This window comes from Ureibacillus sp. 179-F W5.1 NHS (genome assembly GCF_045369345.1).
Taxonomy (GTDB): domain Bacteria; phylum Bacillota; class Bacilli; order Bacillales_A; family Planococcaceae; genus Ureibacillus; species Ureibacillus halotolerans.
Map to the genome: position 1 here is coordinate 1 of NZ_JBIQFG010000032.1, position 12,782 is coordinate 12,782.

Genomic DNA, 12,782 nt, shown 5'->3' on the forward strand with positions numbered 1-12,782 from the left:
AATCGCCGGTTAAATACCGTCAACTAACTGTAAAGTAGGGTGTTTTCTTATTGTCTCAAAAATGATGGTCAGTACCCAATGTCACTAAGGTTTTTTTATAAGCTAAAATGTAGGGGCTATTTATTTCCTTCTATGGTAACATATTCTTAGTTTGTAGTTTTAGTTGGAGGAAAATTATGATAGCAACTGAAAAGTATGTACAACGTAGATTTTGGATTTTGGTAGCAATTGTATCAATTTCAGGTTTCTCACAAGGTATGCTATTACCACTTATTTCGGTTATTTTTGAAAGCGATGGTGTATCATCCGCTCTTAATGGTTTAAATGCTACAGGGCTATACATAGGAACGCTATTAATATCACCATTTGTCGAAAAGCCACTACGTAAATTTGGTTATAAACCGATTATTATTATTGGTGGAGCTGTTGTTTTTGTTTCTTTATTTCTCTTTCCTTTATGGCAAAATGTGATGTTTTGGTTTATTTTACGAATGTTAATCGGTATCGGAGACCATTGTTTACATTTTGCTACTCAAACATGGCTTACAAGCACATCACCAGCTGAAAGTATCGGAAAAACGATGTCCATTTATGGATTATCCTTTGGCGTAGGATTTGCGGTAGGACCGTTAATGGTGAACTTAATAAAAATATCTGAAACGTTCCCATTTATTTTGTCATCTGTACTTTGTTTAATTGCTTGGTCTTTTGTTTTCTTTGTTCACAATGAAAAACCAGAAGCATTAACAGGGGATAGTAAGGAAGTGAAAAGTTTCCATCGATATAAATTATCATTCAAATATGCATGGATAGCATTTTTACCGCCTTTCGTATATGGCGTATTAGAAACTTCTTTAAATTCTCTATTCCCAGTTTATGCTTTAAGAAAAGAATTTAACGTTTCTATGGTATCAATAATATTAGCTGCCTTTTCAATAGGTGGTATACTTACTCAAGTACCAATAGGAATATTGGGCGATAAAATAGGTCGAAGAAAAATTATATTAATTACCTTTTTAGGTGGGACTTTATTTTTCGGAATTGGAAGTTTGTTTGAGCATTCTGAGTTCGTTATAGCGGCGGTATTTTTACTAGCTGGTATGTTCTTAGGATCTATGTTCTCTCTAGGAATAACATACATGGCGGAACTAACGCCGAAAGCTCTATTGCCAACGGGGAATTTATTATGCGGTATTTTCTTTAGTGTCGGCAGTTTAGTAGGGCCAACTGTTGGTGGATTATATCTACAATTTATCCATAACTTTAGTTTCCTATTATTTATATCAGCTATTTTGTTTGCTATGTTTCTTATCGTATTAATCTTTGGAAAACAAATGAAACAAGTAGCAAATTAAATTGAAAGTAGAGAAGGGTACATGTCAGAAACAAACTGATATGTATTCTTTTTGATTTGGAGAGTTTTCCTTTAAAAAAATAAGCTAACTCAATAATTCTGAGTTAGCTTATTTGTGCTTATTAAGATAATCTATTTCGGTAGTCTTCATAACCAAACTGACGTACGACTTTTACGCCTTCATCTTCGTTATATAAACAAATGCTTGGTAAGTTTACACCATTGAACATATGGTTTTTCACCATTGTATAGTGAGCCATATCGGTAAATACTATTTTGTCACCAGCTTTTAATGGTTCGTCAAATGAGTAATCGCCAATTACGTCACCAGCTAGACATGTCATACCACCTAGACGGTAAGTATACGGTTTGTCATTTGGTGTACTCGCGCCAATAATTTGGGGACGGTAAGGCATTTCTAATACGTCTGGCATATGACATGTAGCAGAAGTATCTAAAATGGCAATTTCCATTCCGTTTTTCACTACATCTAGGACAGTCGTTACTAAGTAACCAGTATTTAAAGCAATTGCTTCTCCTGGTTCTAAAATAACTTTCACGTCATATTTTTCTTGCATGTAGTTAATTAATGATACAAGTTTGTCAATATCGTAATCTTCTCGGGTAATATGATGACCACCGCCGAAGTTAATCCATTTCATTTGATGTAAATATTCACCGTATTTTTCTTCGAAGTGTACTAAAATACGCTCCAATACGTCTGAACCTTGTTCACACATCGCGTGGAAGTGGATACCTTCAACGCCGTCTAATTGATCTGGACGGAATGAATCAACAGGTATTCCAAGACGAGAATTGATATAACATGGGTCATAAAGTGGTGTTTCAACTTCAGAGTAACCAGGATTTACACGTAAACCGATCGAAACGTGCTTGTCCAAACTTTGTACTTTTTCTTTATACTTGTTTAATTGGTCAAAGGAGTTGAACACGATATGATCCACATATTTTAAATATTCATCAATTTCATGTTCTGCATAAGCTGGTGCATAGGCATGTACTTCTTTTCCGAATTCTTCATAACCTAGGCGGGCTTCAAATAAAGAACTTGATGTAATACCTTTTAAATATTGACGCACCATTGGGAAAGTAGAAAACATGGAGAACCCTTTTAGTGCTAGTAAAATATCACAACCTGTACGATCTTGTACAGATTTTAATATTTCTAAGTTACGTAATAGCAGGCGCTCGTCCACAACATAACTTGGAGACGGCGCTGTATTCCAATCAATTGTCTTCATTTACTTCGCCTCTTCTTTATCAAGGCTAAGGTCCACTAATTCTGGGTTATGGCTTTCTTGCCATGGTAAGCCCCATTTATTTAAAGCTTCCATGAATGGATCTGGATTGAATTCTTCCACGTTCCATACACCTGGTTTTTGCCATTCGCCATTCATCACTAACATTGCACCAATCATTGCAGGTACACCTGTTGTGTAAGAGATAGCTTGACTACCTACTTCACGGTAACATTCTTCGTGGTCACAAACGTTATATACATAGTAAGTTTTTTCTTTACCATCTTTTATTCCACGGAAGATACAACCGATATTTGTTTTACCTTTTGTACGAGGTCCAAGGGATGCTGGATCTGGTAAAACAGCTTTTAAGAATTGAAGTGGTTGAATCATTTGACCTTCAAATTCGATTGGTTCAATAGATGTCATTCCTACGTTTTCTAAAACTCGTAAGTGAGTTAAATATTTTTCAGAGAATGTCATCCAGAAACGAATTTGTTTAATGCCTTTAATATTTTTTGCTAAAGATTCTAATTCTTCATGGTATAGAAGGTACATATCTTTAGGTCCAATTTCAGGGAAGTTATAAACTTCTTTAAACTCTAAAGGTTCAGTTTCTACCCATTTGCCTTCTTTCCAGTAACGACCGTTCGCAGTAATTTCGCGAATGTTGATTTCTGGGTTGAAGTTTGTTGCGAAAGGATACCCGTGGTCACCAGCATTCGCATCTAAAATATCGATGTAATGAATTTCATCGAAGTGATGTTTTAGAGCGTAAGCAGAGAATACGCCAGTTACACCTGGATCGAATCCACTACCTAATAAAGCTGTAAGACCAGCTTTTTCGAATTTTTCTTTGTAAGCCCATTGCCATTTATATTCAAATTTAGCTGTTTCAGGTGGCTCATAGTTTGCAGTATCAACATAGTGCACACCTGTCTCTAAACATGCATCCATAATTGTTAAGTCTTGATATGGTAAAGCAACGTTAATTACCACATCTGGTTTAAATCCATTGATTAATTCAACAAGTTCGTTAACATTATCCGCATTAACTTGTGCAGTGTGGATAATTGTTTTACCGCCGTCTAATTTTTCCTTTAAAGCGTCGCATTTTGACTTAGTTCGACTAGCGATCATAATCTCCTCGAACACTTCTGAATTTTGTACACATTTGTGTACGACTACGCTAGCTACACCGCCAGCTCCAATAATCAATGCTTTACCCAATTCTTTATAACCCCCAAATATTTTATTTTTTTAAAACAAAACGATTATACACAATAATGTTGAGGGTATCAAATAAAATTAGGTTTCAGTTGTTTATTTCATTGTAGAAAGATAAAGGATATTGGAGAATTTTAACTAGTTTTGAAGAATATTATCCTAAAGATGAAACTATTTATTGTATAATAGAGTCAAGTTTTTAAAGAATTTTACTCATATTCTTTCAAATATAATAGTTCGTTTGAGCAATAAAGATTGGACAATCCTTCAAAATTTATTTGTTACGACAACGAATAAATAAATTTGTCTAAGCGTAATTATGAGTAAAAATGATAGCGTTTCCATTCATTTTTTTAGTTTGGAGTACAAAAGGGAAACACTTATTGCCCTTATACCTTTAAATAATAAAAGGTGTTTCCTTATTATTTTAAAACAAAGGAGATGTTGAAGATGTCACCGTTTTGGGGAGAAGTTTTAGGGACGATGATTTTAATTTTGTTTGGAGCAGGTGTTTGCGCGGGCGCTAATCTAACGAAGTCCTATGCAAAAGATGCCGGCTGGGTAGTCATTTCGATTGCTTGGGGGCTAGGTGTAACATTAGGGGTTTATGCCGTCGGAAGTATTAGTGGTGCCCATTTGAATCCGGCAGTAACAGTAGGTTTAGCATGGACGGGTGATTTTGCTTGGAATGATGTTCCACTATATATTCTTGGACAATTAATCGGAGCATTTTTAGGAGCATGTATTATTTTCCTTCAATATTTACCTCATTGGAAGGAAACGAAGGATCCAGGTGCAAAACTAGGCGTATTTTCTACTGGACCGGCTATACCTCATACGTTTTCCAATTTGTTAAGTGAAATTATTGGGACATTTGTATTGCTATTAGGTCTGCAATTTATCGGAGCGGGGCAATTTACAGAAGGGTTAAATCCAATTGCTGTAGGGCTTCTAATTGTTGCCATCGGTATGGCCTTTGGAGGTACTACAGGTTACGCTATTAATCCTGCCCGGGATTTAGGCCCACGTATCGCCCATGCAGTTCTTCCGATTGCTGGCAAAGGGTCTTCAAATTGGAAATATTCTTGGATACCAGTTGTTGGTCCACTGCTTGGTGGCTCTCTAGGTGCATTATTCCATAAAGCTGTATTTAATAATACGATGACGACTGAATTTTGGATTGTATTAGTTGTGACAGTACTTGTTTTAGGTATTGCTTATTTTATGAGTCCAAGAAATTTAACAAGTAATGAAATGCTTTAAAAGACAAACGAAGTTAAAAATGAACTATAGATAGGTGGGAACAGGAAAATGGGAAAATATATTTTGTCAATCGATCAAGGAACAACTAGTTCAAGAGCAATTCTTTTTAATAAGCAAGGAGAAATTGTCCATAGCGCTCAAAAAGAATTTACTCAACACTTTCCAAATCCAGGGTGGGTTGAGCATAATGCCAACGAAATTTTAGGTTCGGTTTTAGCTGTCATTGCTTCTTGCTTATCAGAAGCAGACGTTTCTCCTGAAATGGTAGCAGCGATAGGGATAACAAATCAACGGGAAACAACGGTTGTTTGGAATAAAGAAACAGGAAATCCGATTTACAATGCAATTGTTTGGCAGTCACGTCAAACAAACGATATTTGTGAGGAATTGAAAAGCAATGGATATAACGAACTTTTCCGTTCCAAAACGGGATTATTAATCGATGCTTATTTCTCAGGAACGAAAGTGAAATGGATTTTAGACAATGTGGATGGTGCAAGGGAACTTGCTAATGAAGGAAAGTTATTATTCGGTACAATCGATACTTGGTTAATTTGGAAACTGTCTGGCGGTAAAGCCCATGTGACGGATTATTCCAACGCATCCCGAACACTTATGTATAATATTTACGAATTAAAATGGGATGAGGAATTATTATCGATTCTTGATATTCCAACATCTATGTTGCCTGAAGTTTGTCCTTCATCAACAGTGTATGCGACTACCGATAAAGAGCATTTCTTCGGTCAGGAAGTACCAATTGCTGGGGTGGCTGGAGACCAGCAAGCAGCATTGTTCGGCCAGGCATGTTTTGAAAAGGGGATGGCAAAAAACACTTACGGAACAGGCTGCTTCATGCTCATGAATACTGGTGAGAAACCAGTTAAATCTGTCCATGGCTTATTAACAACGTTAGCATGGGGATTAAATGGCAAAGTAGAATATGCGCTAGAAGGAAGTATTTTTGTAGCCGGATCTGCTATTCAATGGTTACGTGACGGTTTACGTATGTTTAATAATGCTGCTGACAGTGAGCAATATTGTAGAAGAGTTGATTCAACGGACGGAGTTTATGTTGTTCCTGCCTTTGTTGGATTAGGAACGCCTTATTGGGACAGTGAAGCAAGGGGAGCAATATTTGGTTTAACGCGCGGAACAACAAAGGATCATTTCGTTCGTGCTACAGTGGAATCATTAGCATATCAAACGAAGGCTGTTCTCGATGCGATGGAAAAGGATTCAGGAATTTCATTGAAAACATTACGTGCCGACGGAGGAGCTGTTAAGAATAGTTTCTTAATGGAGTTCCAAAGCGATATTTTAAATGTTCCAGTAGAAGTGCCAAAGGTAAATGAAACAACGGCGCTAGGAGCAGCCTATTTGGCTGGATTAGCGGTTGGCTTTTGGGAAAGTCAAGAAGAAATTGCATCCCAATGGGCAATTGACCAATCTTATGAGCCGAAAATGGACGAAGCGAAAAGAAAAGAATTGGTCGACGGTTGGGAAAGAGCTGTTGCAAGTACGCGAACATATAAATAATTCTCGTTTTAGAAATTAAGCTAGATTATTTAGAGATCACTTAAACATACCTTTAAAGGTGGTGTTTTGTGATCTCTTTTTTATGGCCAGTGGAGGAGGCATAGATGCTTCCTCTTTTTTCACTTTGTTAAATTCGCTTTTTGTTCTATACATTATAGAACAGTTCTGTTATAATAAATATAGAACAGATTGGAGGGGAATTCGTGATCATTCGAATAGAAACAACTTCAGATGTCCCAATTTATACACAATTAACCAATCAAATAATCGAAGGGATTGCCCGAGGGGACATTCAATATGGTGAATCGTTACCATCCGTACGAGCGTTTGCAGCAGACTTAGGCGTTAATATGCATACGGTAAACAAAAGTTACCATGAGCTAGAAAAGAAAGGGATTATTAAAATTGTCCCTAAATCCGGTGCGATTATTTCGCCAGGTGAACATGTCACTAATGAAACGAACGAAAGAATTCTTTCCGTAATAAAACCTATTATTGCTGAAGCACTCGTGCTAGGAGTAAAAAAAGAGGAAATTCAAAATATGATTTTTTCTATTATGGAAGAAATGAAGGAAAGGTAAAGGAGGAAATAACATGGCGTTTTTAGTTTTTCTTATCATTACTTTATTTATAGCTGTCACTCAAATCGTTATTCCGTATTTAGTTAAAAAGACGGTTATTTTTGGTGTGACAATACCTGAACAATATATGAACGATGGGGCAATTAAAAAGTTGAAAAAGCAATATGCTATTGCAGTTGCCCTTATATCCATTGTGTTACTAACAGGTTATTCAGTTTGGTCATTAACTACTGAACCACAGGAAGAACAAATGGCGATTATCGGTATGTTAATGGAATTTGGAATTCTTCTCATTAGTTTATCTTTATATATTTACTATCATGGGAAAACGAAACAATTAAAAATTCAACATAAATGGGTAGAACATTTAAAACAAGTGAAAGTAACGGACTTATCCGTGCGAAAAGAAGATGAAATGTTACCGTGGTATATCTATTTATTACCCATCATTACGACGTTAGGTTTAATGAGTTATACAATTTTTAACTATGATATTTTACCGCAACAAATACCGACCCATTGGGGACCAAGTGGGGAACCGGACGCTTTTACAGAAAAATCGCCTCTCTCAGCAATACAACACACATTACTATTATTAATTATGCAATTAATGTTCTTAGGTGTTCATGTCGCGACGAAAAATTCTGGTATTAAGTTAAGTGCATCCAATTTAGCTGCATCTAAAAATCGTCAATTAACTTTAAGAAAATATTCAAGCTGGTTTCTGTTCTTCGTCATGTTAGCTTGCACTATATTAATGAGTTTTTATCAACTAACAATGATTCATCCTGAATTTGCAGTAGGTAGTATAAAAATAATTTTACCTTTTGCTTTCTTATTTATTGTATTAGCTGGCTCACTTATTTTTGCATTAAAAGTAGGTCGCTCTGATAAGAAGATAGAAGGAACAATTGATGAGAAGATTATGGAAGTAGATGAAGATCAATATTGGAAAGGCGGTATGTTTTATTTCAATAAAAATGATCCATCCATTTTTGTAGAGAAACGTTTTGGAGTAGGATGGACTATCAACTTTGCTAATCCAGTGGGTTACTTAATTGTTTTTGTACCGTTAATCATTATTATTATCATTTCTTTCGTTATGGGAGGGTGAGGTGCCGTTTCTTGAAAAAAGTAGATTTAAAAATTTCATTAATATTAGCATTTATCTGCTTAATTGGTGGGTTCTTTTTAGTACCATACCAGTTAGAAATGTTGCAAAATACTTCTTCGGATCAATACGATTCGTTAATTAAAACAATCCCAATCCCTATTTATATTTTATCGATGATAAGTTCGTTGCAAATTGCTATTTTTTCATTTGTTTTATCTTTTATCGGGATAAAACTAGCGAGGAAAGTAGGATTTAAGTTAAATATTTTCGATTCGTATTTCAGTAAAGAAAAAACGAAGATAGATTTGAAAAGTACTTTAATGGCAGTGGGCTTTGGCGTAATTACAGCCTTTGTTTTAGTTGGGGCAGATCAATTTTATTTTCAACATAATATTGAAGCTATTGGTAAAGGGCAAGCTGAAACTTCAGTGATAGGTTTACTTGCGGGAATTTTCTATGGCGGGGTGTTCGAAGAAATTATGCTAAGGTTGTTCTTCATGAGCTTATTAGTATGGCTTATGATGAAACTCTTTAGACGCAATCAGCAAAGCTTATCAAATTCTTTCTTTTGGATTGCTATTGTAATTGCTTCATTATTATTTGCAGCTGGCCATTTACCTGCAACGGTTATGGTATTTGGGGATTTAACAGTAGAATTAATTATAAGATGTTTCTTGCTAAATGGCATTGGCGGTATATTCTTCGGGTATCTTTATTGGAAAAAGGGATTCGAGTATGCAGTGTTAGCCCATATGTTTACACACATTGCATTACAGCTGTTGTTTATTCCACTATTGTCATGATAGTTGCATGAACTGTCTTTAAATAGGAAAAAGAGATGACTAGGTCACCTCTTTTTTAATTAATTCTTTTAAAACCACGTGCTCTGCACGTGTGAAAATATACTTTTAGAGTGGTATTAGAAATGGAAATAAAAACTCCTATTGATATAATGAAAATAGCCGTCAAACCAAATTCAAATCGAGAAGAGTTTTACTCAATGTCGAGCGACAATAGTCTATCACACACAAGATGGAATTGGAAGTATCACATAGTTTTTATTATTATTATTATTATTACTTTTTCAATGTTAATTTCGCTACGATTTCAACCCTTGCCGTTTGAGGAAACATATCTACTGGTTGAATGTAGTCCACGTTATAAAACTTCGTTAATTCCTGTAAGTCTTTAGCAAAGGTGGACGGATTACAAGAAGTATAGACAAATCGTTTCGGTTTAATTTTCAATACGGTTTTGATGAAGCTTGGTGCAAGACCAGTCCGGGGTGGATCGACAGTAATTACGTCAGGGATAAATCCATCCCGTTTCCATTTTGCCAACCATTCCTCTGCTGTACCTGTATAATAGCGAACATGTTTATATCCGTGATTTCTTGCATTTTTCTTAGCATCAACAATACTTTCAGGAACAACATCCATACCGCGGACTTCCTTTGCTTTAGGTGCTAGCCATAACCCAATTATCCCAACCCCACAATAAGCATCTACTACTTTTTCCTTTCCAGTTAACTGGGCAGCTTTTTTAATTTCATCATATAAATGAACCGTCTGCTCAGGATTAAGTTGAAAGAAAGCGCGGGACGATAAGTCGAAGGCAAGTTCTCCTAAATTTTCATGAATCGTTTCTTTACCATATAAACTAATCGTTTCATCTCCAAAAATAAGGGAAGTTTTTTCTCGATTTATATTTTGGGTAATCGAAACGATACTCGGATCGATTTTTAATATGCGCTCGATTAACTCTTTCTTATGAGGTATATCTTTTCGTGTCGTCACTAAACAAACTTGGGTTTCGCCTGTTTGAACAGCTGTGCGAACGACAATTGTGCGAACTAATCCGTCCAACGATTTCCCATCGTAAATGGAGATATTTAGCTTTTGTAATATTTTTCGAGTCCCTACAGTGATTTTAGACGTTAGGGGATGTTGAACAGCACAATCATTAATATTTAATAATTTATTTGTCCCTTCAATATATAAACCTGCATAAACCCGTTTCCCTTCTTTTCTTACTTGGAAGGAACTTTTATTTCGATAATGCCAAGGGGTGTCCATCCCAAGGGTAGGGCGGATATCCGTCGTTTCAGCAATTGATTTAACGTACTTTTCTAATGCTTGTATGACCATATCCCGTTTTTCTTTAAGTTGCCCGCTATATGTTAAATGTTGCAGCTGACATCCTCCACATTCATTGTAAACAGGGCAGCTTGGCTCTTGGCGGTCTTTCGATACTTTACGGATGTTTAAAATTTCCGCTTCAGCAAAATTTCGCTGTACTTTTGAAACTTTTACAGTTACTTCTTCTCCAGGTAATGCACCTTTTACGAATACTACATTTCGTTTATAAAAGCCGACCCCTTCACCATTAATACCTAATCTTTTAATCGTTAAAGGAAATTTTTGACCAATTTCCATTACTACATTTTCGCCCAAAAGCGTTCACGTCCTTTATTTTGTTCATTTAACCATTATATCGAAGCACTATTTGAAAGCAAATGAATAAATTCTTCCTTTAAGTAAAAATCTATAGAGATACGTTTAGTGTTATTTTAAAATAAGTTATTAGCAATTATTTTGAAATCGTGTTATTCTTATTTCAATTAAATAAATTATTCCTTCGGGGTCGGGTGAAATTCCCAATCGACGGTGATGAAGTGAAACTTCTAAGCCCGTGAGCTTGTTATAAGCAGGATTTGGTGCGAATCCAAAGCCGACAGTATAGTCTGGATGGGAGAAGGAACTATTATAGATGTACCATTAAAATTGTTATTTTTAATGGTTTATTTGCTATAGTATTTTTTCTTTTTCAATCCCGATTCATTTCTGAACGGGATTTTTTATTTAATAGTTTAAAATTGAATACGGTTAAGCTTAAGATATATCTTAAGCATCCTTCGGGGTCGGGTGAAATTCCCAATCGACGGTGATGAAGCGAAACTTCTAAGCCCGTGAGCTTGTTAAGAGCAGGATTTGGTGCGAGTCCAAAGCCGACAGTATAGTCTGGATGGGAGAAGGATGAATTTTGGCACTTTTTGAAAATTAATTTCAAAAGGTTTATTTCGTTACGCCATTTTTAAATACTCCCAACTCCTTAGGACATTTTCTAAGGGGTTTTTTTATTTTTAGAAAGAGGTGAGTAGATTGTTTACAGGCATAATTGAAGATACGGGAAAAGTAGTTGGGATTAAAAAAGATATCGACAGTAGTCAATTGACCATTGTTACACCCAAAATTGTGTCTGATGCTAAATTGGGTGATAGCATTGCGGTTAATGGTGTATGTCTGACGATTACCCACTTAACTAGTGAAGAAATGACTGTAGATGTCATGCCAGAAACAGTAAAGGCAACAACGATTCATACGTTAAAATTAGGAGATATGGTCAATCTAGAACGGGCAATGAGTGCCAATGGCCGATTTGGTGGTCATATTGTTTCAGGACATGTAGATGGTGTAGGAACGATTAGAAGTAAAAGACCGGTTTCAAACGCAGTTTACATTGAAATTGAAATACCTAGAGAACTTATTGAAAATTGTATACCTAAAGGTTCTATTACAATTGATGGGACAAGCTTAACGCTATTTCAAGTATCCAGTAATACTGTTACAGTATCCCTTATTCCTCACACGTATGCAGAAACGATTTTAGGCATGAAAAGTGTAGGAGATAAAGTAAATATCGAAACAGATATGTTAGGGAAATACGTTTTACATCATTTAAGAAAAACGGATAATACGTCAAATATATCAATGGAATTTTTAAAACAAAACGGATTTTAACTATAAAAACGGTGGTGGAGAAAATGATCAATACAATAGAAGAAGCTTTAGAAGACTTAAAAAAAGGAAAGCCGATTATTGTTGTGGACGATGAAAATCGTGAAAACGAAGGAGATTTAGTCATTCTAGCTGAATTTGCCACACCGGAAAATATTAATTTTATGGCGACATTTGGTCGAGGTTTAATTTGTACACCGATTACGGAAGAACTGGCCAATAAACTAGAATTATTTCCGATGGTTGAACATAATACGGATAATCATCAAACAGCTTTTACAGTAAGTATCGATCATATGGAAACGACAACTGGAATCAGTGCGTATGAGCGATCCTTTACGATTTTACAAATGATTAAAGAAAATGCTAAGCCAGCCCATTTCAGACGTCCGGGTCACGTATTTCCGTTAATCGCAAAAAGAAACGGAGTGCTCGAAAGAAGAGGACATACTGAAGCAGCTATTGATTTGGCAAGAGCTTGTGGCAGCGTTCCGGCAGGTGTTATTTGTGAAATCATGGCTGATGATGGAATGATGTTACGCCTTGACGGCTTGAAGGATTTTGCAACAATGCATCGATTAAAAATTATTACGATTGAAGATTTAGTTCGATTTCGTTCAAAACAAAAAATTGGATAACACATTTTAA

The 12,782-nt window shown here is 35.8% G+C and carries 10 protein-coding genes, 2 pseudogenes and 2 riboswitches; of the genes and pseudogenes, 9 read left to right on the top strand and 3 right to left on the bottom strand.

Annotated elements, in window-relative coordinates; all coding sequences use genetic code 11:
- Nucleotides 1-176 precede the first annotated feature (176 nt).
- The gene (locus ACH0B5_RS13185) at nucleotides 177-1,355 is read left to right on the top strand and encodes an MFS transporter (protein ID WP_122971933.1); all 1,179 of its coding nucleotides are present in this window, start codon (nucleotides 177-179) and stop codon (nucleotides 1,353-1,355) included.
- Between the two features lie 121 nt (nucleotides 1,356-1,476).
- On the opposite strand, the gene nspC is transcribed toward ACH0B5_RS13185, so the two are convergent.
- On the bottom strand, nucleotides 1,477-2,616 hold the full coding sequence (gene nspC, locus ACH0B5_RS13190) for a carboxynorspermidine decarboxylase (RefSeq protein WP_406927937.1): 1,140 nt from the start codon (nucleotides 2,614-2,616) through the stop codon (nucleotides 1,477-1,479).
- Complete coding sequence (locus ACH0B5_RS13195) at nucleotides 2,617-3,843, bottom strand: saccharopine dehydrogenase family protein (protein ID WP_406927938.1); 1,227 nt, start codon at nucleotides 3,841-3,843, stop codon at nucleotides 2,617-2,619. It lies immediately after the preceding gene.
- 447 nt (nucleotides 3,844-4,290) lie between these two features.
- On the opposite strand from ACH0B5_RS13195, the gene ACH0B5_RS13200 reads away from it, so the two are divergent.
- The 6 genes and pseudogenes from ACH0B5_RS13200 to ACH0B5_RS18095 form a co-directional block, all read left to right on the top strand.
- The gene (locus ACH0B5_RS13200) at nucleotides 4,291-5,103 is read left to right on the top strand and encodes an MIP/aquaporin family protein (protein ID WP_122971936.1); all 813 of its coding nucleotides are present in this window, start codon (nucleotides 4,291-4,293) and stop codon (nucleotides 5,101-5,103) included.
- A 48-nt stretch (nucleotides 5,104-5,151) separates the two neighbouring features.
- Nucleotides 5,152-6,642: a glycerol kinase GlpK gene (gene glpK / locus ACH0B5_RS13205; protein WP_122971937.1), complete on the top strand. Its 1,491-nt coding sequence runs from the start codon at nucleotides 5,152-5,154 to the stop codon at nucleotides 6,640-6,642.
- A 203-nt stretch (nucleotides 6,643-6,845) separates the two neighbouring features.
- The gene (locus tag ACH0B5_RS13210) at nucleotides 6,846-7,223 is read left to right on the top strand and encodes a GntR family transcriptional regulator (RefSeq protein ID WP_122971938.1); all 378 of its coding nucleotides are present in this window, start codon (nucleotides 6,846-6,848) and stop codon (nucleotides 7,221-7,223) included.
- A 13-nt stretch (nucleotides 7,224-7,236) separates the two neighbouring features.
- Nucleotides 7,237-8,337 carry a DUF1648 domain-containing protein gene (locus tag ACH0B5_RS13215; protein WP_341362650.1) on the top strand — a complete coding sequence of 367 codons (1,101 nt, stop codon included), beginning with the start codon at nucleotides 7,237-7,239 and terminating at the stop codon, nucleotides 8,335-8,337.
- 11 nt (nucleotides 8,338-8,348) lie between these two features.
- Nucleotides 8,349-9,140, top strand: a complete 792-nt coding sequence (locus tag ACH0B5_RS13220) for a CPBP family intramembrane glutamic endopeptidase (protein ID WP_122971940.1) — start codon at nucleotides 8,349-8,351, stop codon at nucleotides 9,138-9,140.
- A 197-nt stretch (nucleotides 9,141-9,337) separates the two neighbouring features.
- Nucleotides 9,338-9,400, top strand: a pseudogene (locus tag ACH0B5_RS18095) (IS200/IS605 family transposase); the annotation flags it as partial.
- Between the two features lie 13 nt (nucleotides 9,401-9,413).
- On the opposite strand, the gene rlmD reads toward ACH0B5_RS18095, so the two are convergent.
- The gene (gene rlmD / locus ACH0B5_RS13225; RefSeq protein ID WP_406927951.1) at nucleotides 9,414-10,772 is read right to left on the bottom strand and encodes a 23S rRNA (uracil(1939)-C(5))-methyltransferase RlmD; all 1,359 of its coding nucleotides are present in this window, start codon (nucleotides 10,770-10,772) and stop codon (nucleotides 9,414-9,416) included.
- Nucleotides 10,773-10,966: 194 nt separating this feature from the next.
- Nucleotides 10,967-11,100: riboswitch (FMN riboswitch) on the top strand.
- A 143-nt stretch (nucleotides 11,101-11,243) separates the two neighbouring features.
- A riboswitch (FMN riboswitch) is annotated at nucleotides 11,244-11,377 on the top strand.
- A gap of 121 nt (nucleotides 11,378-11,498) precedes the next feature.
- Between rlmD and ribE the strand changes: the two genes are divergently transcribed.
- Nucleotides 11,499-12,137, top strand: coding sequence for a riboflavin synthase (gene ribE, locus ACH0B5_RS13230; RefSeq protein WP_406927939.1), 639 nt, complete (start codon nucleotides 11,499-11,501; stop codon nucleotides 12,135-12,137).
- A 23-nt stretch (nucleotides 12,138-12,160) separates the two neighbouring features.
- Nucleotides 12,161-12,751 (top strand): annotated as a pseudogene (ribB, locus tag ACH0B5_RS13235) (3,4-dihydroxy-2-butanone-4-phosphate synthase); the annotation flags it as partial.
- Nucleotides 12,752-12,782 lie beyond the last annotated feature (31 nt).

Bases quoted from the DNA above. Each gene is read 5' to 3' on its own strand.
- ACH0B5_RS13200 (WP_122971936.1), top strand. From the start codon at position 4,291: ATGTCACCGTTTTGGGGAGAAGTTTTAGGGACGATGATTTTAATTTTG.
- ACH0B5_RS13215 (WP_341362650.1), top strand. From the start codon at position 7,237: ATGGCGTTTTTAGTTTTTCTTATCATTACTTTATTTATAGCTGTCACT.
- glpK (WP_122971937.1), top strand. From the start codon at position 5,152: ATGGGAAAATATATTTTGTCAATCGATCAAGGAACAACTAGTTCAAGA.
- rlmD (WP_406927951.1), bottom strand. From the start codon at position 10,772: ATGGAAATTGGTCAAAAATTTCCTTTAACGATTAAAAGATTAGGTATT.
- ACH0B5_RS13185 (WP_122971933.1), top strand. From the start codon at position 177: ATGATAGCAACTGAAAAGTATGTACAACGTAGATTTTGGATTTTGGTA.
- nspC (WP_406927937.1), bottom strand. From the start codon at position 2,616: ATGAAGACAATTGATTGGAATACAGCGCCGTCTCCAAGTTATGTTGTG.